The sequence below is a fragment of the Spirosoma taeanense genome (assembly GCF_013127955.1).
Lineage (GTDB): Bacteria > Bacteroidota > Bacteroidia > Cytophagales > Spirosomataceae > Spirosoma > Spirosoma taeanense.
In genome coordinates, this window is sequence record NZ_CP053435.1 from 5,099,528 (window position 1) to 5,117,837 (window position 18,310).

Consider the following 18,310-nt stretch of genomic DNA (forward strand, 5'->3'; position numbering starts at 1 on the left):
CCAATGTCGTCAGATGACATTGGGCTGCGTTTTTTCTGAAGCCCGCCTTTCATAACATATTTCTTTCAACGCAGTTTACTTCATCTGACTCCCATTCATTCAACGTTAGGTGAAGACGTTCTTAACTTCTGTAGGACCGGGCCTGCTCGGCAGCTTACTGGTCGTATCTGTTGCGCTCGGGCAAACTGAGCCGCGAGATTCTATACCTCGCCAGCCCGGCATCTATTTTCCGCAGGCACCCCGCCCCGGCGAATGGCGCAAGTCGCTCGGTCTGGTGTTCACAACAACGCCCCCCGAACTCACCGAAGAGGTTCGGGTGAGCGTACCAGCCATTGACGCTAATCTTCAGCATAGTCTATCAAAGCATCTATTTGTAACGGGGCGTCTGCAGACGCAGTTTGTCCAGAGTCATCTTGCTCTGGGCTTACGCTGGGCTACCCCCCTGACCGACCGTCTGTTTTTTTCCGCTGGCAACGACGTGGCGGTCTGGTTTGGCGCCTTGAAAATCAAGGATGTATTCAACAGCCAGGCATATGGCTATCAGACCTTTCCGCACGCATCACTCGGCTACCGGCTAACACGGGACCTGCGGTTAACGGTACGGTCTGAATTGATGATTGATCTGTATTATCGATCCCAGGTCGGTAGTCTGGCGGTAGAATACGACCGGCGGCAGATCAATGGCCTGGCCTTTACGGTAGTGCTCGAACAGCCTTTCTACGACAATCAGCACGTATCGCTTGGACTACGGGCCGCCTATTCCAACTTCAACTGGCAATTCTGGTCGCTCTACGATACGTTCGACCGGAACCTGTTCTATCCACAACTCTTTTTCAGCTTCATCCTGTGAAACCGTCTGTTTACTTCTTGATTGGCTGCCTGTGGCTCTTCTTTCTGGGTTGCCGGAAAGAATACGAGGCTCCAGTACCGTATAACTTTGCGAACATACCGGGCTCGGGTCAGTTCACCCCCCCCGTGCGGCAACTGATTGAAGGCGTCTACCGCGTTACAGATGGTTCTGATCGCTTTGGCGAGCAGGTTGCCCTTAAGTGGACTTATACGCTAAAGGGTACCGATACTACTCACTATCTATCCGTATTTACCGGGAAGGACGCGGCTTTCTTTAATCTGGAAGGTAGTCCGCAGTCAGATAGTTTAGTTTTGCTGGGGTACTGGCGCAAGCTGATCAATACCGAAACCGGGCGGGTGCGGCTAACCGTAAGCGCCAAACACAATGGGCAACTGCAGCGTTTTCGCAGCGGTCGGCTGACGGAAGGCGACACGCTCGTAATAAGAGGAGTGTATGGCGAACAGTCGGCAGAGCCAACCAATACGCTGACGTTTACGTACCGGCGGCCCCTCAACCGAAAACCATTCGATATTCTGGCGCACCGGAGCGGGGGTCGAACATCCGATCTGCTTTCGGTTTCAGAAAACACCATAGAAATCATCAAGCTGGCTTCCCGGCTGGGCGCAAATGGCGTAGAAATGGACGTACGATACACGAAAGACGGCGTACCGATTCTTTACCATGATAACCGATTAAACCTCCGACTCATTCAGAAGAATGGTCTGGACGGGCCGATTGAGACTTATACCTACCAACAACTTTCTACGTTCGTCAGGCTTATCAACGGTGAAAAAATTCCGACGCTGGAAGAAGCCCTGGAAACCGTGATCGCAAATACATCTCTGGATTTTGTCTGGCTCGATACGAAATACATTGGGCCTATGGACAAAGTGCAGGCCATCCAGCAGAAATTTCGGCAACGGGCGCTTCAGGCCGGGCGTAACGTCCAGATTGTGATTGGTTTACCAGGCCCTGAAGCCATTGAGTCGTATCAGTCCTTACCCAACAAAGACAATACGCCTATTCTGTGCGAACTGGATACGGCCATTACCCGTGGTTTAAACGCCCGCATCTGGGCTCCCCGCTGGACATTAGGCCCCCAAACCGAGGAAGTGCTGGCGATGAAAGCCGAAGGTCGAACCGTATTCGTCTGGACGCTCGACGAACCCCGGTTTATTGAGCAGTTCATCAGCGATGGCCGTTTCGATGGTATTTTATCCAACTATTCTTCGGTTGTGGCTTATTATCATTACGCCGGTCAATAATTCCATGAATATCTGCTCACAAATTAAAGTTGGATTCGTTATCCTGATGGTGTGTAGCCGGATAGTGGCCGCACAGTCGAATCGCTCCAACGATTCGACCGTTGCTAAACGGGACCCGTACACCATTGTCGTTACGGTTGGCGGGGGTCTCTCCTACTACTCGACCCACCTGGGTGTACCGCCCGGTCTGGAACAGGTCGATGTCAGCCGGTTTGGGGTTCCAGCTACGGTTCGGGCGATGTGGTACCCCGACCACCGCCTTCGGTTGGGGCTGGAAACGGGCTGGACGACCATGTACTCGTATAGGGCACTGGCAAATGGTCAGCGGTCGCAGGTATATGTATCGGCCATACCCATGCTGCTTGTGTTTTCGATGCCACTAGCCTGGCTGAGCGGTACCGAGCGTAGCCTGGCCAGACGCTTATCCTTAACGGGCGGCACCGGTGTTTACCGGATTCAGTCCCGGCTGAACTATGCCGGCATTGTAGATGCCAGACGGTATAGTCTGGGCTGGATGATGGCCGGCGCTTATACACAACCCATTGGCCGCCGGATTCGAGTGGCCACTGAGTTAAAATGGTATGATGCTACCGCTACGGAAGACGCCGTTTTCGGGCTGCAGCTTCAGGTAGTCTGGCGGGCATTTTCGTGGTAAAGTCAACGTTAGTGTAGTATGAGTCAGGACGACCAACACCCCAATATTCTGTTTTTAAGCGACACACAGGCCCCCATGTGGGTAGAACGGCTAGTGTTGCGCGCCCATCAGAACACAAAAGCGACCCAGGCAATCTTTGCCGAAATTATTCGGCGGCAACCATCCGTGCTTTACTGGCTGGGTGATATTGTATCGCTCGGTTTCCGCAATAATAAATGGCCTATGATTGACCGGTTTCTGGAGAATTGCCGACAGGTCGGAACCGCCGTTTACGCGATCATGGGCAACCATGACGTAATGGGCCGCCCCCGAAAAGGAGCCCGGAATTTTCAGCAGCGTTTTCCCGAACATAGCCCGACTGGGTATCTGCAAATAACCGACGGCATCGCGGTCATTATGCTGAACTCCAATTTTCAGATTATGTCGGCTGCGGATCTGGTTAAGCAGCAGACCTGGTATGAGCAAACGCTGCGGGAGATGGACGACAATCCGGCGATTCGGGTTATTATCGTTACCTGCCACCATGCTCCTTATTCAAACAGCAAACTGGTTGGCTCCTCTAAACTGGTGCAGCAACGGTTTGTACCCTGTTACATAAAATCCCAGAAGGCACGACTTTTTATTACGGGCCACTCCCACGCCTTTGAGCGGTATCAGTTTGAAGGCAAGGAGTTTCTGGTTATTGGGGGCGGGGGCGGATTACGTCAGCCGCTGAACACCTCGCCTAGCCGCCTGCCGGACATAGCTACGCAGTATAAACCCATGTTCCACTACCTCGCCGTTCGGCGGGAGGGTGATGCGCTCGAACTTATCTCCTATTGTCTGAAAAGCGATTTTTCGGGCTTCGATATCGGCTATTCCTACGAGATTAACCCAACCCCAGTTAGTGCGCCACAAGTCTGATTATTAAAAATTATTTCAGGAGTAAGCGCAGACTGTTAGCATCCGTAACAGTCTGCCAATGACCTGGATCAGATAAACAAATCGGGCCTTAGGAAGCTATATTGGCCGATAAGTTGTGTTTAACAGCAGCGTGCCATACATTTACATAAGACTGAGCATTAATTGCTGAATATAGTTGAATATTAAACTTTTTTTTATTGTTCACAGTTAGTGGTTAGTAGCTAACAGCGCAGTTAGTATCGAGCTTCTCCTTGCGCTGCTCGTTTCCTTCTCCTTTTATTCATCGCCGACCGATTCTTTACCACTGCTTCGGTTTGTTTTAACCCATTACTGTGGCAAGGAACAAACCAAACGACGAGAGCTATAGCTCTGAGCAACCGCTCATCAATAGGGCCATAGAAATACTCTACGGCAAGTGGCGCTTACCAATCATCCTTTTACTGGGTCAGAAGACGCTTCGCTACACAGAATTAAAAGACCAGCTCCCCTCCGTTAGCGATAGAGTATTGGCCAAAGACCTGAGGGCATTGACAACATTGGGCGTGGTCCAGCGTAAGGTGTACGCTGAGGTCCCACCTCGGGTAGAGTACACCCTTACCGAACGCGGGCGGCTTGCCCTACCCATTTTTATCCAACTAAAAGAAATCGGCCGGATTTTTTCGACTTCGTCCGACGATCATTTCAATTAAGCAACCGATGGTTTCAACAGTGAAGTTTACCAACACCGGGCGATCCCAGTTCTTCTCGACTGTCCGCAAACGTGTAGATACGTATTTTACGGAAAACAATGTTTCCCCGAATGCAAACGGGGCTATGTGGACGAAAGCTATTTTTTTCCTGACAGGCTATGGCCTGCTATACGGCCTGATTTTATCGAATCAGTTTGGTGGATGGGCTATGCTGGGCATGGCAATGCTGCTGGGAACATTTGCGGCCTTCATTGGCTTTAACGTTGCGCACGACGCCGTGCACGGAGCATTCTCCCGCCACGGCTGGGTTAACCGGCTGCTTGGTTACAGCTTTTACCTGCTGGGCGCCAGTCCTTACGTTTGGCGAATTATGCACAACGTGGTTCATCATACGTATACCAACATTCCTGGTCATGACGAGGATATCGACGTAGCGCCGGGGCTTATCCGGCTCGATCCGGCTGATGAGGTTCGCCCCTGGCAAAAATATCAGCATCTGTATGCGTTTCCGCTTTACGGGCTGACATCGCTGGCCTGGGTGTTCCGGAAAGATTTCCTGAAGATGTTCAAGGATAAAATCGGTCAGTACGATACAACCCATGAGACCCATGAGTACGTGACCCTGTTCGTTACAAAAGCCGTTTACTATCTGTTGTTTCTGGCGCTTCCGTTGCTCGTGCTTGACGTTGCTTGGTGGCAGGTGCTAATTGGCTTTGTGGCCATGCACATTGTTGAAGGACTAGTGTTGGGGCTGGTATTTCAGCTGGCGCACGTGGTAGAAGGAACCTCGTTCCCGCTGCCAACGCCTAATGGTAATATTGAGGAAGCCTGGGCAATCCACCAATTGCGGACTACGGCCAATTTCGCGCCCCGCAGCGCTATTGCGGCTTTCTTTTGTGGCGGGTTAAACCGGCAAATTGAACATCATCTGTTCCCCAAGATCTGCCATATTCATTACCCGGCCATTACGGCTATTGTGAAACAGACCGCGCACGAGCACAATCTGCCTTACCTGGAAAGTCCTACGTTTTCTTCGGCGCTGGTTTCGCATTACCGATTCCTAAAACAAATGGGTCAAACGCCATCCACCCGTCTGACGTAGACTGTTAATCATCAACTCCTTTCGCTCATGGCCTCTCAAAAAGATCTTGACTTTACGTATTCGACGATCGATAAAATCTTTCGGTTGAGCATGGGCGAAACCGGCGATTATAGTGGTGCTATGTATAACGGTGATTTCTCACTGACACTCGAAGAGGCTCAGCGGCAGAAACACCAATTTATAGCGGACAGCCTGTCTATTGGTCCTGGCTCAAAGGTGCTCGATATGGGCTGTGGCTGGGGACCCTTTCTGACTTACATAAAAGGTCGGGGTGCCGACGGCCGGGGCGTTACGTTATCGCAGGGGCAGGCAGCGGCCTGCCAGCGCAACGGTCTGCGTGTGGATGTAAAAGACTGCCGCACCATCCGGCCCACCGATTACGGTCGGTTTGATGCGATCACCTGCATTGGCGGCATGGAGCACTTCTGTTCGATTGAACAATGGCAGGCAGGCCAGCAGGATGCCGTTTACGCTGATTTCTTTCAGCATGTAGCGGATTTACTGCCCGTGGGCGGCCGGTTTTATATGCAGACGATGGTGTTCAGCAAGAACATGCCGCCCTTCGAGCGTATTCGGCTGGATGCTGACCCGGACTCCGACGCTTATTATATGGCCCTAATGGTAGCGGAGTTTCCGGGATCCTGGCTACCTTACGGCCCTGAGCAGGTCATTCGCAATGCCGAGCCAAAGTTTAAGCTTATTTCGAAAAGCAGCGGACGGCTCGACTACATTGAAACCATTGGGCAGTGGCGCAAGCGCTTTCGAGCGTTCAGCCTGGAAAAGTACCTGACTTATGCCTCGCTTCTGCCCCAGTTACTAATCAATCCCGCTTTTCGGGGCCTGATTGCCACTTTCCGTAAAAGTCCGAACCGTGTCTGTTTCGAGCGCGAATTAATGGATCACTACCGGCTTGTGTTCGAGAAAGTGTAAACCGGAACCGTTTTAACCGAATACCTGATGCCATGAAAACGATCATGAATTTTATTTCGAAGATTACAGTGGCATTCCGGGCCGCTAACATTGGCGCTTATTTCGCACCTATGTTTCGACCCATGATTCTCGAACAGGAACGGCTGCGGCCAATCCGGATTGGGGTAAAAAATCAAAAAATCAATCAGTTAAACACAAGGCCAAACGGGGCGGAACGTCTCACCAGATTATGACCACGCCCATCAGCAGCCAGCGCCAGAGTCAGCTCCATCAGTTAATCGGGTCGCCCATTTTTGATCGAAATCGCCCGGACGACGGTGCCTGCGAGCAGACATTCGCGGAGTTAATCCGCCTGGTCGACGATCTGCTGCATCAGTCCGAAAAAGCCGGTCATCGAGTCGATTTCACAAACGGAGTGGGGGTGCATGGTAAAATACAGGACATTACGTCGCTGGTCGAGAGCATACGCCGGAGTGTTATTCCCCAGACGGGGCTTCCTGCTCATTTCGCTCCCGGCCAGTTTAACTGCTATTACGATGCCGGCAACGGCTATTTTGCCAATGGCGTTTTCTTTAGTGCCGATTACGACGCCGACGTAGCCTTTTTTGTGGATGAGCAGCGAATTTATTTGCGTCATCACATCGAACGGGCCGTGCAGGAGGCCGAGCAGCATCTGCTCAAACCGACTACCCCAACAACTCGGTTGTAATCGTTTCATTGAGTTGGCTTCTATTGTTCTTCCACTGTTCCCGCCCCCAATTCCGTAAACAGGGTTTGCCAGTACTGCGTTACGGTGGGGTTGTTTTGCTTTACCGATGCGTTCGGTTCAAAAGGTAAAATCATCGTAATCTCCGGGCTGCCAATTGGGTAGCGTTTAAGCTGTTCGGCATCGGCTTTCGCCCATTCATCGGCCTGCGCGTTGTCTTTGGGCGGCTTTACCTGAAAATCGCGTCGATTTGCTCCCTTTACGCTTTCGATCATGTCGCTCAGGTAATATACTTTTACCGTCGCGCCCGACTCGTTGGCTTTGGCAATTACGGGCAGGCTGGCCCAGATGTCGGTTTCCCGATTCGACGAGCCCGTATTCTGCTTCACCAACTGCTGCTGCACCCGCTGCCGGATCTGGGCTTTCTCGCGGGTCAGCATCAGTCCAAACTCAGTTTCGGCCGCTTCGCGGTCGGTGGGGCTGGCCGCGCTGACATCTTCCATCTCCGTACGGGTCGTCAGGTTCAGAACGCGAGCTTTAGCCGTGTTTTCATGAATGAAATAAACCGCCAGCTGATCGCCTTTCTGCCGGATGTTCTGTTCAATAATGTCGGTCAGCGCCTGTTGATACTTCTGGGCTACGAACGCGTTATTTACGTTAACACTGCGGGTTTTGTCTAGAAAGATCAGCGTATAAATCGGTTCACTGACAGCCGTTCGGGTCTTGTCTCCATCGCTGGAACAGGCCAGCATCGTAATCAGAAAAAAGCCGAGCACAGCCCGGCTAATCGTGTGCATACAGTTCATAAACAAATCGCCGACGTTTATCGGCCCGATAGTAACGCCTTCCGTAACGTGCTGTCGGCGGGGGCGTTATGATTCCAGTAATCAGATTGTAGGGTCGTCTTTAAAACGGCGCGTGAGGTCAGAACGTTGTCTTTGCTCTTATAGGTTTCTTCCCAGCCGACGATTTTATGCGGGAACTGGCCTTCGAACACGATCATCAGCGTTCGGTCGTCGGTTGGGTACTGAATCCGGTAAGCTTTCAGGAACTTGCCCGGATACAGAACACCCTTGTACGTATCCAACTTCGTCTGAGCCAGCAGGGGTTCGAGCTGTTTATGCCGTAACCGGGCTGCCATAGTGCCGGGAATGAGTTGTATCTCACCGACGGGTAACTTGTCCGGATCAAGCCGTATACGATTCCAGAGTTCATCTTCAAGCCAGGTTTTTGCCACCGAATACGCTTCGTTAACTTCTTTTTCGAAATACGATTTACCGGCAACCTGATACCCGTTGTTTTGATAGTTGAGCTGAATATAGCTGTGTCCGCACCACTCCTGCCCCGACGTGCTGACTTTAAGCGTATTCGGAAAGGCCGGGTTATGGATGGGCGTAAAGACAGATGTAAACAAGGAATAATCGTAAATGCCCGTTGCAAACTTCCTGATCATGTTAGTCTTCAGCACAGGTATCGCCTTATCGCGGCTGTCGGCCGTTTCGGATTTTACCTGCTTATCGGTTCGAAAATCTTCGGTCACAAAAATCAGCACAGCTTCGCCCGGATTGAGTACACCATACTGTGCCTGTTCGAGCCGGTAGCTGCTGAGTTCAGCTTTCCCGGCAAACCAATAGGCCGCAAACTGGACCGGGGCTGGCTCGGCGGGGCTGGCTACGTTGGACTTCTGCTGAAATACCGTTGCCTTCATAGCAAAGGCGAACACTACAGCCAGCGCCAGAATAATGAGCAGAAAATTTTTCGTGATTATTTGCTTCATAGCTAAATCAGGGTGTAGCGCCAACAGACGTGACCCGTTCCATTTGATGCAAAAGTCTGGTAGTTTAGCTTATCTTACAACTGTTTACCCAACCAGCCTTAGCACACATGCCTTTACGCTTACATTCTGTGGGTTTCCTGCTTATCGTTTTCAGCCAGCTTACATGGGCTCAGGTTGAAAAAGCGCCGGCTCGCCACGAAGGCGACGGCCCGTTCGGGCGGCTAATCATTCGGGGCGTTACGCTTATAAACAGCACGGGTGCGCCACCAGTTGGCCCGGTTGATATTGTGGTTGAAAAGGACCGGATTGTTCAAATCAAACTGGTTGGTTATCCCGGTGTTCCAATTGACGCAAAGAGCCGCCCTCAGGCTGCACTGGGCGATAAAGAATTGAACTGCGAGGGCATGTATCTGATGCCGGGTTTCGTGGATATGCACGGCCACATTGGCGGCAAAGATCAGGGCGCCCACGCAGAGTACGTCTTCAAACTCTGGCTCGGGCACGGTATTACAACCATTCGCGATCCAAGCTGCGGTAATGGTCTCGACTGGGTACTCGAACACCGCGCTAAAAGTGAACGTAACGAGATTACGGCCCCGCGCATCAAAGCCTATACGGTTTTCGGTCAGGGAGCAAAAGACCCGATCAGTACACCCGAACAGGCCCGCGCCTGGGTGCGTGATAACGCCAGGAAAGGAGCCGACGGCATCAAGTTTTTCGGTGCTGAACCCGCCATTTTCCGGGCCGCTCTGGACGAAAACAGAAAGCTTGGACTCCGGTCGGCCTGCCACCATGCGCAGCTGGAAGTAGCCCGGATGAACGCACTGGCAACCGCCAAAGCCGGACTGACGAGCATGGAACACTGGTACGGCTTGCCAGAAGCCTTGTTTGAGGACAAAACCATTCAGAACTACCCTGCCGATTACAATTACAATAACGAGCAGAACCGGTTCGAGGAAGCCGGCAATCTGTGGCAGCAGGCCGCTAAGCCTGGTACCGAGCGCTGGAACAAGGTCATAGACGAGCTGATCGCGCTGGATTTTACGCTCGATCCGACGTTCAACATTTACGAAGCCAACCGCGATCTGATGATGGCCCGCCGGGCCGAATGGCACGACGACTATACCCTGCCCAGTTTATGGCGGTTTTACGGCCCCAGCCGGATTTCGCACGGGTCCTACTGGCATAACTGGGGTACTGAGCAGGAAGTGGCCTGGAAGCGGAATTACCAGCTCTGGATGCAGTTCATTAACGAATACAAAAACCGGGGTGGCCGGGTCACAACGGGCTCCGATTCGGGGTTTATTTACCAGCTATACGGCTTTGCCTATATCCGCGAGCTTGAACTGCTGCGCGAAGCCGGTTTTCACCCGCTCGAAGTGATCCGGACGGCAACGCTGAAAGGGGCCGAAGCCCTCGGCATGGCCGATCAGATTGGCTCCGTGGAAGTAGGTAAACTCGCTGACTTCGTCATCATTGACCAGAACCCGCTGGCAAACCTGAAAGTACTTTACGGCACGGGGGCGATCCACCTCAACGCCAAGAACGAAGTTGAACGCATTGGCGGGGTTACGTACACGGTTAAAGACGGCGTTGTGTACGATGCGAAAAAACTCTTAGCTGATGTGCGGAAGATTGTAGCAGATGCCAAGCAAAAAGAAAACTTTGAGATCACGCAGCCGGGTATTGCGCCGAAGCCAGGTAAAGTGTCCGGCGGGAATAAATAAAAACTGGCTTCATCGCGCTTCGTAACTACCAGATACAATCAAACGCCCAAAGCAGGCCATAGTAGCTTGCTTTGGGCGTTTGATTCGGCGGAATACGCAATTACTTACTGGAAGAGCTATCGCCGTTCAGCCAGACAACTTTCTGTTCGGGCGTATGTTCCTGACCGAGAATGTCCCGGTATAGATCTGGCCGTCGGGCATTTCGGTACCGATGGCCACCAGCCTGTTTGAGCTTATCGGGTGTACAAACGGCCGTAACCACGTCATTGCCTAACACGCGACACTCAGCCAGCACATCGCCAAAGGGGTCCAGAATCATCGAGCAGCCATTCTTTAACTGATCGTCGTCCATGCCGATTGGGTTGGAGAAGACAACATATACGCCGTTGTCATAGGCACGGGCGGGTAGCCATTTCATCAGCCAGGCACGGCCCTTCAGTCCGTCAAATTCCAGACGCAGTGACGTAGGGTCATTTTCCCGATTCGCCCATAAAGCCGGATCGGCAAAGCCCGCACCAGGGCGGGTAGACGGCGTCATCATCGTTACGTGCGGCATAAAAATCACGTCGGCACCCAGCAGGGCCGTTGCACGGACGTTTTCCACTACATTGTTATCGTAACAGATCAGAATCCCGCATTTCCAGCCCAGCAAATCAAAAACAACGTATTCGTTCCCCGGCAGAATATGCGGATTGATAAACGGATGCAGTTTACGATACTTGGCGACCAGCCCGTTTTTATCGACGCAGACGTAGGCCTTAAACAACTGATCGTCCCGGTCTTTCTCAAACAGCCCCGCCAGCACGGCGATATCATTATCCCGGGCAATCTGGGTTAATGCCTGAACGCTTTCACCTTCGGGGATATACTCGGCAATGGCCAGCATCTGTTCTTTCGACAGATTCCGGGCGAAGGTATAGCCCGTAATGGAGCATTCGTGAAAGGCAACCACCTGCGCGCCCTGCTGGGCGGCTTTCGCCGACAGGCTACGAATAACTCCCAGATTATAGGTTTTATCGCCACTGGCATTTTCAAACTGAGCGGTGGCAATCTTCAGATTTTGCATCAGACTAAAGCGATTAACGACTTCGGTTGCACAGGAAAGCAGCCGGTTCAGACCGATTACTGTTTGTTGCTGTCAACGGCCAGGCGCTGGTCCCGATTGGCGACTTCCCAGGCCGTAAAGAATACCAGCCGGGCCGACCGTTCAGCCAGTTTGAAATCAATTTTTTCAACGTCGTCGGTCGGGCGGTGATAATCTGCATGTAGACCGTTGAAATAGAAAACAATGGGAATCCGGTGCTTGGCGAAGTTGTAATGATCGGACCGGTAATAGATGCGCTGTGGGTCTTTGGGATCGTTGTATTTGTAATCCAGCTCCATCTTAACGGATTTCTCATTCGCGTCTTCGCTGATTTTGTGCAGCTCGGATGACAGCTTATCCGATCCGATTACGTAGATATAGTTGTCGTTTTTCCCCTGGTGCAGGTCATCGACCCGGCCGACCATATCGATGTTGAGGTCACAGACGGTGTTTTCGAGTGGCAAGACCGGATTCATGTCGGCGTAATATTCCGATCCCAGCAGTCCTTTTTCTTCACCCGTTACGGTCAGGAACAGAATTGACCGGCGCGGGCCTTTGCCGGCGGCTTTAGCTTTGGCAAACGCCTGGGCAATTTCCAGCACCGACACCGTACCCGATCCATCGTCGTTGGCCCCGTTGTTAACCTGCCCATCGGCACTAACGCCAATGTGGTCATAGTGCGCCGAGATAATCATAATCTCGTCTTTTTTGTCGGAGCCTTCGATGAACCCCAGTACGTTCGACGACTGCACCTGTTCTTCGATGCGTTCGGCCTTAATGGCCACAGTGCCCGTCAGCTTTGGTAATTGAGTACCGGTTGAGCGGGTATATAACCGACTCGCTTCGTTAAACTGGCTGGTTGTTACGTTGAGCAATGCAGCCGCCATATCCGGCGAAATCAGAAAAACGCCAACGGAGCCTACGTCCTCCGTGCCGGGTTTTAACCCTAACCGATTGAATCGGCCCATCAGGGCGCCCCGCTGGGCAAGAACCCGTTGAAAACCGGCGGCCGAGTCGGCCGAGACGATGAAAATCTGAGCGGCCCCTTTTTCCTTCGCCAGCGCAGCCTTCGCCCGCCAGCCGTTCCCTCCGCCCCACTTGCTGGAACTGCTCGTGGCGTCAACCCGCGATTTGCCGTCTTCGGTTTTGGGCTCGTCGTCCAGCAGCACAACGGCCTTGCCTTTTACGTCAAGATCGCCATATTCGTTGAGGGTATTGTCGTTGATTCCATAGCCTACGAACACGGTTTCGTACGGCGTTTCGGTCGGCACACTTAGCAGGCCATTGGTCACGAAATCTTTCAGGTAGGCGAACCGTTTACTGCCCGCGCTGACGTAAAAATCACCCCAGGTCTTCTTATAAAGCGTAAACGGTTGCTGATAGCCCAACTTACCGTCGGCCGTTTTAACGAGCGGTTTCAGGCCATTGGCCGCAAACTGCCCGGCAATGTACTCAGCGGCTTTACGCTGGCCGGGCGTACCGGTTTCCCGCCCCTGCATATCGTCGGCGGCCAGAATCCTGAGGTGTTTTTCGAGGTCAGCCGCCGTAATGGTTTCGGCAAATTTTTGTTGAGCCTGGCTCAGAAACGGCAGGCACATTAAACCGGCCGCCAGTGTTGATGTTAGGAAATTCATTCAGGAGATAATTGAAAACTTTTCGGTCAGAAGTGTTTCGGGACAATGCCCTTTGTTTAACGAACGTAACGGGAAAATCGGTTAAACGAACTCCCTATTTTGGTCTGGTAAATATACTACAGAACGAGGTTAAGCCGGTTCGGGTACGGATTTTGATGGATACAGCATAATCCAGTCCAGCTAACGCGGCTTTTAATTTGTTACGTCAGTTCACGCTGGCGTTTATCGGGCAAATTCGCGTAGTTTTAATCATCTTTTACTGCCTTTGTTTCCTGTTCATGAGTGAAAACCTGTATACCGAGGAGTACACCGCGTATCAACTGGAGCGCAGCGCTTTCCGCCAGTGGGTCCGCAACAACCTGTATATCAAAAACATGATCCGGTTCACCACCGGACCGACCATTGATTTTGGTTGTGGCGTGGGCGAAGTGCTGGAACAGTTGCCGGCCGGATCGCTTGGACTGGAAATCAATGAAACAACAGTAGCGTATTGCCAGAGCCGGGGGCTGAACGTTCGTTTGTATGACCCCGAAGCCGATGATTACCAATTCCGTGGCCTGATACCGGGACAGTTCAAATCGCTGCTGATGGCCCACGTGCTCGAGCACCTCACCAACCCACAGGAAGTAATCCGGAAACTCCTGACCACAGGCGAACGACTCGGCATCGACCGGTTTATTTTCGTGGTGCCTGGCGTTAAAGGCTTTCGGCACGATGCAACGCACCGAACCTTTCTTGACCGGGACTTTTTTGTAAAACATGGATTAACCACCTACGGCTCGTATCATCTGATTCATCAGAAGTACTTCCCGCTCAACTCAAAAGCATTTTCGCGCTACTTCACCCATAATGAACTGGTATCGGTTTATGAAAGAGCTAAGGCAAATTCAGACAGTTAAGTAGTCAGTAGCCGCAGCTTCTGAACAGCGTTCGGCAGGTGGCCTTTCAGCGAATCGGTAAGGGCGCAGTAGAGCAAATTCAGGCGGATGATCGTCTTAGCCTGAGCTACGCGCCGAGCCTGCTGCCAGCCTTTGCGGGCACATTCATCGGCCAGTTGGTTGAACAGTTGAATTTCTTCCTCAAACCGCAGCCGGTTCTGCGTGTACTCTACGGTTGCATTTGAGCCATGCCGACGATAAGCATAGGCTACTTCGTTGATGCCTATAAAAGTGTGCTCCTTTAGCAGCAGATGCGTCGTCAGGTCAAAATCCAGCACAAACCGCCAGTCGGACGAGAAACGCAGTTCGCCAAGCCTGGATTTCTGGTAGCAGATCGTGGGGCAAAAAATGAAATTTCCGCGCAGCAAACGCGTCAGCGCGGCTTCGCCAGTTAGCTGGGTATAAGGCCCTACCGGCTGCGGCTGAATGAAGCGCTTGACCCGATCGGGTAACGAAAAGCTCGGCTGCCCGTTTTCATCAACCACGCTTGCCTGACAATAATACAGCGTTGCGTCTGGATGATCGGCAACAGCCTGCATAACGACGGCTGTGTAGTTTGGCAACAGCTCATCATCGGCGTGTAATAACGTTACCAGGGGTGTATCGGCGCGGTCGAGGCAGGCGTTCCAGTTGCCGGCCATGCCCATATTGCGCTCGTTGTGCACAAGCGTCACGCGGGAGTCGGCGAAGCGGGCAACCAGCGCATCCAACGCAGGGTCGGGGCCACCATCGTTACTGATCAGCAGTTTCCAATCTGACTGAGTCTGGCTGAAAACGCTCTGAATTGCCTTCTCCAGCAGGTCCAGGCCCCGATAATAGGGTATGGCAAACGTTAGCTGCGGAGAGGCCATAATTAAACGACATTAGGCCGTAGCATCCGGCTTTTTACTCTGATCAATGGCCATTTGCCGGATGATCTCCGTCTGCGTCGCTTCAATTTTCTTCAGCTTTGAGTATAACACCAGGAGCGTGATAAAGAAAATAACGGCGCCAACGTAAAGCACCAGATCCGTGCCGCGACCCACGCCGAGGGCATTCGCAATTACGTTACTGGCATCCGGAAACAGAATCAGTCCGATACCTACCGCTGAAATCAGAATCAGCGAGATGCGGTAAACCGTCTTGTCGTGGAGCCGGGTCACAAACCGCAGAATCAGTAACAGAAGCGGTAGCGCCAGCAGGATCTTAATGGGTGTCATAAAGCTGCCAGAAAAGCGGTTAAAGAATCTTTCTGAGAATCAGATCAATTAAAATATGAAATGAGTTGAGCGAACTCTGCCCTTTAGCCCACGAATATTCGCTATACGTAATGTGAACGGGGACTTCGGTCAATCGTAGGTGCGCCTGCCGGATGAGCGACAGAATCTCCGTTGCGTGGGCCATCCGGTTCTCCGTAATGCGAATCGCCTGAGCCGCCGACCGGCTGAACGCCCGAAAGCCATTGTGTGCATCGGTCATCCACATACCCGTCAGCAGGCCATTCACCAAAACGGCCGCTTTGAGCAACACCCGTCGACTGGCCGGAACGGCCCGGATGTCTTCTTTCCGTTGAAAACGGGTGCCGGTCGTTACGTCGGCCTCGCCGGCCAGAATGGGAGCCAGCAAACTGTCGATATCCCGAAAATTATGCTGCCCATCCGCGTCGAAATGCACAATGTAATCAGCGCCCTGTTGCAGTGCGTAGGTCATGCCTGTTTGCAGGGCCGCCCCCTGCCCTAAGTTGATAGGGTGACGCAGATAATGTATTCCCAGGTCAGCCACCGCCTGCTTCGTCTGATCGGTTGAACAGTCATCCACCAGCACAACCGAATAGCCCGCCATCAGCAGGGGCATAAGCGTATTGCGCACAACCTTACCTTCGTTGTAGGAGGGAACAACGATGAAAACGGAAGCGGGGTCAACCTCCCGGCCGATGGAAGCAGGCTGCGGGTTCATCAGTTATTGATCCGATAAATTTTCAGACTTCCCAGTTCATTGAGCAGGGTCATGCAACGGGTTTCGACCGGCTGCTTTACCTCTTCAAACACTATATACTTAACGTTCAGTTTCTTTAGTTTAGGCGAACATGGGTCAATGTAAACACCATACGCATCGTAGCTGCCGCCGTTGTCGATAATTGTTGTGTCGGTGGGATTGGGATACGACCGATAGACCGAATGGGCATAGCGATTATATACCGTATCCCGTTTAGCGGTCGGGTCAATCACCCGCATAGTCGCAAAGTTCGGCGTGTATTTTACCCCGCTTACCTGCTTTACGCCGGTAGCTCCGACCAGATACGTCAGGTAATTATTTCCGAAAACCACCCAACGGGCCTCGGGGTCCTGCTGCCGAATACTCTCGACGGCCCGGTACAGAACGTTCTCGGTAACGGGCGATAATCCTTTGGCTAATGGGTTAACACTCAGGTTCGGCAACAAAGCGATCACGATGCCCACGCAAAACAGTATTTGCCGATACGAGAATGACCAGACCGGTATGAGCAGAGCGTTCAGTACGCCGAAATAAACGGCCCCCATCACCAACTGATCGGTGCGGAAGAAACCAGGCGCGTCGGTATAATTCTGATAGGCTGCAATGACAACGGTTGCCACGGCTGCAGCAACGACCAGCCCCCGAACGGCCGACGATACATTGACGGCTGTTCGGCGTGTATCGCCCAGAAACAGGATGGTCAGCAGCACGTTCCCCAGACCAAAGGGTATCTGAGCACGTCGGGTAGGACTGGTGCTCATCAGGGTTAGTTTACTCAGCCATTCGGGAAAGCCGACTTCAATCCAGAGCCAGCCGAACAAGACAAACAGGGCAACGCCCGCCAGGGTATAATCCACTTGCCGGGTCGTACCCCACTGGTAAGCCAGCCAGATCAGGATAATCGGCGCAAAGGTCAGGTAATGGGATAACTCGCAGATGTTCAGCCACGTAGCTGGGAAATGCTGATCGGAGATAAAGAAGCTGTTGAAATACTCCGAAAACCAGTTGCCTACAAACCCCGTCCCGCCGTATTCGACCCGCTTACCAGGATAGGCCGTATTCAGCATCAAATCGAGCGTGGGTTTAGCATCCCGGTAGTATAAAAAACCAACGATACCTATCAGACCCAGCGTAACCAGAACACCTGCACCCTTAACGGGCAGATTGGCAAACAGATCGGTCCGCTTGCGGTTCAGCACATACCCAACCAGCAAAAAAGCCATCAGATACGCCAGCGGCACCTGATAAGGCGGGTAAAGGTGCGACGCAAAATATAGACTTCCCCAGGCTGCCAGAATGGCCCCAATGATTACCTGACGAGTTGTTTCGCCGTAAAGCAGATAGATAACTGCCACCGGCAGCAGGCAGGCCCCGATAATCATTTCGGTAAGCCCTGTTGAAAACCACCAGAGTGTTCCGGACGATAACAAGATCCAGAATCCACCGAATAGGGATAGCCAGAAGTTATTCTTCGTCAATAGAAGACACAAAAAGAACGCCGACAGCAGAATCCCGAACACCTTGAAATTCCACCACCAGGCGAATCCCCGTTCGGTATCCAGCACGAAAAATCCCCAGAAATGCGGCCGGAAAAAGGTAATGAAGTGTTTAGCAGGTACGCCCAGTACGAGTGGCACGCTACCACCCCCGAGGGCTTCGTTCTGGAGAGCAAAATCATTCTGGGCCTGCGAGAGCATATAGGGCGTTAAGACTCCGTATTCATCCACACGAATGGCCTTGGCCCGCCCCGCCACCAGTCCCCGTTTAGGGTCGGAGCCATCCGGCACAATCTGGTTCCACATGGCCACCGACGAGCCGTGCAGTTTCAGCAGCGTCAGGATCAGGAACAGCCCAACACAAATGCCGGTAAACCACTTTACCCGTCGATCAAACTGAATCAGCAGCGAACTTGACGTCGGCGCAGGGGGGCTACTACGGATTGGGGTTCGCTCTTGGAGGCCGAACGTGGAGTAGCCGTCACGGCACTTTCCGTTTGATTTTGAATAGGTTTTGGCTTCGCGGCCGGGGTCTGAGGCTTTGCTTTCTGTTTCTTCGACATGAGGAATGGCCGACGGG

At 52.5% G+C, this 18,310-nt stretch carries 18 protein-coding genes; 10 read left to right on the top strand and 8 right to left on the bottom strand.

The features are described from left to right. Positions 1-109 precede the first annotated feature (109 nt). From HNV11_RS21090 to HNV11_RS21125, 8 genes are all read left to right on the top strand, one after another. Positions 110-850 carry a hypothetical protein gene (locus HNV11_RS21090; RefSeq protein WP_240163615.1) on the top strand — a complete coding sequence of 247 codons (741 nt, stop codon included), beginning with the start codon at positions 110-112 and terminating at the stop codon, positions 848-850. Then, on the top strand, positions 847-2,115 hold the full coding sequence (locus tag HNV11_RS21095) for a glycerophosphodiester phosphodiesterase (protein WP_171741545.1): 1,269 nt from the start codon (positions 847-849) through the stop codon (positions 2,113-2,115). Before HNV11_RS21090 ends, HNV11_RS21095 begins: the two co-directional genes overlap by 4 nt. Positions 2,116-2,119: 4 nt before the next feature. Beyond that, complete coding sequence (locus HNV11_RS21100) at positions 2,120-2,770, top strand: hypothetical protein (protein WP_171741546.1); 651 nt, start codon at positions 2,120-2,122, stop codon at positions 2,768-2,770. An 18-nt stretch (positions 2,771-2,788) separates the two neighbouring features. Further along, the gene (locus HNV11_RS21105) at positions 2,789-3,673 is read left to right on the top strand and encodes a metallophosphoesterase family protein (protein WP_171741547.1); all 885 of its coding nucleotides are present in this window, start codon (positions 2,789-2,791) and stop codon (positions 3,671-3,673) included. A 332-nt stretch (positions 3,674-4,005) separates the two neighbouring features. Then, positions 4,006-4,362, top strand: a complete 357-nt coding sequence (locus HNV11_RS21110) for a winged helix-turn-helix transcriptional regulator (RefSeq protein WP_171741548.1) — start codon at positions 4,006-4,008, stop codon at positions 4,360-4,362. Between the two features lie 7 nt (positions 4,363-4,369). Further along, entirely contained in the window at positions 4,370-5,464 is a 1,095-nt protein-coding gene (locus tag HNV11_RS21115) for a fatty acid desaturase family protein (protein ID WP_171741549.1), read from the top strand. A gap of 27 nt (positions 5,465-5,491) precedes the next feature. Beyond that, on the top strand, positions 5,492-6,394 hold the full coding sequence (locus tag HNV11_RS21120; protein WP_171741550.1) for an SAM-dependent methyltransferase: 903 nt from the start codon (positions 5,492-5,494) through the stop codon (positions 6,392-6,394). Between the two features lie 229 nt (positions 6,395-6,623). Then, the gene (locus HNV11_RS21125; protein WP_171741552.1) at positions 6,624-7,103 is read left to right on the top strand and encodes a hypothetical protein; all 480 of its coding nucleotides are present in this window, start codon (positions 6,624-6,626) and stop codon (positions 7,101-7,103) included. Between the two features lie 20 nt (positions 7,104-7,123). Here HNV11_RS21125 and HNV11_RS21130 read toward each other — a convergent pair whose 3' ends face one another. Both HNV11_RS21130 and HNV11_RS21135 read right to left on the bottom strand, forming a co-directional pair. Then, entirely contained in the window at positions 7,124-7,906 is a 783-nt protein-coding gene (locus HNV11_RS21130) for a hypothetical protein (protein ID WP_240163617.1), read from the bottom strand. 17 nt (positions 7,907-7,923) lie between these two features. Continuing rightward, entirely contained in the window at positions 7,924-8,877 is a 954-nt protein-coding gene (locus HNV11_RS21135; RefSeq protein ID WP_171741553.1) for a hypothetical protein, read from the bottom strand. A gap of 107 nt (positions 8,878-8,984) precedes the next feature. On the opposite strand from HNV11_RS21135, the gene HNV11_RS21140 reads away from it, so the two are divergent. Next, complete coding sequence (locus HNV11_RS21140; protein WP_171741555.1) at positions 8,985-10,604, top strand: amidohydrolase family protein; 1,620 nt, start codon at positions 8,985-8,987, stop codon at positions 10,602-10,604. A 100-nt stretch (positions 10,605-10,704) separates the two neighbouring features. Here the strand turns inward: HNV11_RS21140 and HNV11_RS21145 are convergent, their stop codons facing one another. Continuing rightward, a complete protein-coding gene (locus HNV11_RS21145) occupies positions 10,705-11,670 on the bottom strand; it encodes a nitrilase family protein (RefSeq protein WP_171741556.1) in 966 nt (321 codons plus the stop codon). A gap of 56 nt (positions 11,671-11,726) precedes the next feature. Beyond that, positions 11,727-13,322: a M28 family peptidase gene (locus tag HNV11_RS21150; protein WP_171741557.1), complete on the bottom strand. Its 1,596-nt coding sequence runs from the start codon at positions 13,320-13,322 to the stop codon at positions 11,727-11,729. A gap of 278 nt (positions 13,323-13,600) precedes the next feature. Between HNV11_RS21150 and HNV11_RS21155 the strand changes: the two genes are divergently transcribed. Then, positions 13,601-14,221 carry a class I SAM-dependent methyltransferase gene (locus HNV11_RS21155; RefSeq protein WP_171741558.1) on the top strand — a complete coding sequence of 207 codons (621 nt, stop codon included), beginning with the start codon at positions 13,601-13,603 and terminating at the stop codon, positions 14,219-14,221. Here HNV11_RS21155 and HNV11_RS21160 read toward each other — a convergent pair. The 4 genes from HNV11_RS21160 to HNV11_RS21175 are packed head-to-tail and all read right to left on the bottom strand — an operon-like array spanning position 14,218 to position 18,300. Then, positions 14,218-15,111: a glycosyltransferase family 2 protein gene (locus HNV11_RS21160; protein ID WP_171741559.1), complete on the bottom strand. Its 894-nt coding sequence runs from the start codon at positions 15,109-15,111 to the stop codon at positions 14,218-14,220. The two genes, HNV11_RS21155 and HNV11_RS21160, sit on opposite strands and share 4 nt — an antisense overlap. A gap of 12 nt (positions 15,112-15,123) precedes the next feature. Then, complete coding sequence (locus HNV11_RS21165) at positions 15,124-15,459, bottom strand: DUF2304 domain-containing protein (RefSeq protein ID WP_171741560.1); 336 nt, start codon at positions 15,457-15,459, stop codon at positions 15,124-15,126. A gap of 19 nt (positions 15,460-15,478) precedes the next feature. Then, positions 15,479-16,195: a glycosyltransferase family 2 protein gene (locus HNV11_RS21170; RefSeq protein ID WP_171741561.1), complete on the bottom strand. Its 717-nt coding sequence runs from the start codon at positions 16,193-16,195 to the stop codon at positions 15,479-15,481. After that, positions 16,195-18,300, bottom strand: a complete 2,106-nt coding sequence (locus HNV11_RS21175; RefSeq protein ID WP_449451400.1) for a DUF7657 domain-containing protein — start codon at positions 18,298-18,300, stop codon at positions 16,195-16,197. Before HNV11_RS21175 ends, HNV11_RS21170 begins: the two co-directional genes overlap by 1 nt. Between the last annotated feature and the right edge of the window lie 10 nt (positions 18,301-18,310).

Bases quoted from the DNA above. Each gene is read 5' to 3' on its own strand.
- HNV11_RS21100 (WP_171741546.1), top strand. From the start codon at position 2,120: ATGAATATCTGCTCACAAATTAAAGTTGGATTCGTTATCCTGATGGTG.
- HNV11_RS21105 (WP_171741547.1), top strand. From the start codon at position 2,789: ATGAGTCAGGACGACCAACACCCCAATATTCTGTTTTTAAGCGACACA.
- HNV11_RS21115 (WP_171741549.1), top strand. From the start codon at position 4,370: ATGGTTTCAACAGTGAAGTTTACCAACACCGGGCGATCCCAGTTCTTC.
- HNV11_RS21120 (WP_171741550.1), top strand. From the start codon at position 5,492: ATGGCCTCTCAAAAAGATCTTGACTTTACGTATTCGACGATCGATAAA.
- HNV11_RS21125 (WP_171741552.1), top strand. From the start codon at position 6,624: ATGACCACGCCCATCAGCAGCCAGCGCCAGAGTCAGCTCCATCAGTTA.
- HNV11_RS21130 (WP_240163617.1), bottom strand. From the start codon at position 7,906: ATGAACTGTATGCACACGATTAGCCGGGCTGTGCTCGGCTTTTTTCTG.
- HNV11_RS21135 (WP_171741553.1), bottom strand. From the start codon at position 8,877: ATGAAGCAAATAATCACGAAAAATTTTCTGCTCATTATTCTGGCGCTG.
- HNV11_RS21140 (WP_171741555.1), top strand. From the start codon at position 8,985: ATGCCTTTACGCTTACATTCTGTGGGTTTCCTGCTTATCGTTTTCAGC.
- HNV11_RS21145 (WP_171741556.1), bottom strand. From the start codon at position 11,670: ATGCAAAATCTGAAGATTGCCACCGCTCAGTTTGAAAATGCCAGTGGC.
- HNV11_RS21150 (WP_171741557.1), bottom strand. From the start codon at position 13,322: ATGAATTTCCTAACATCAACACTGGCGGCCGGTTTAATGTGCCTGCCG.
- HNV11_RS21155 (WP_171741558.1), top strand. From the start codon at position 13,601: ATGAGTGAAAACCTGTATACCGAGGAGTACACCGCGTATCAACTGGAG.
- HNV11_RS21160 (WP_171741559.1), bottom strand. From the start codon at position 15,111: ATGGCCTCTCCGCAGCTAACGTTTGCCATACCCTATTATCGGGGCCTG.
- HNV11_RS21165 (WP_171741560.1), bottom strand. From the start codon at position 15,459: ATGACACCCATTAAGATCCTGCTGGCGCTACCGCTTCTGTTACTGATT.
- HNV11_RS21170 (WP_171741561.1), bottom strand. From the start codon at position 16,195: ATGAACCCGCAGCCTGCTTCCATCGGCCGGGAGGTTGACCCCGCTTCC.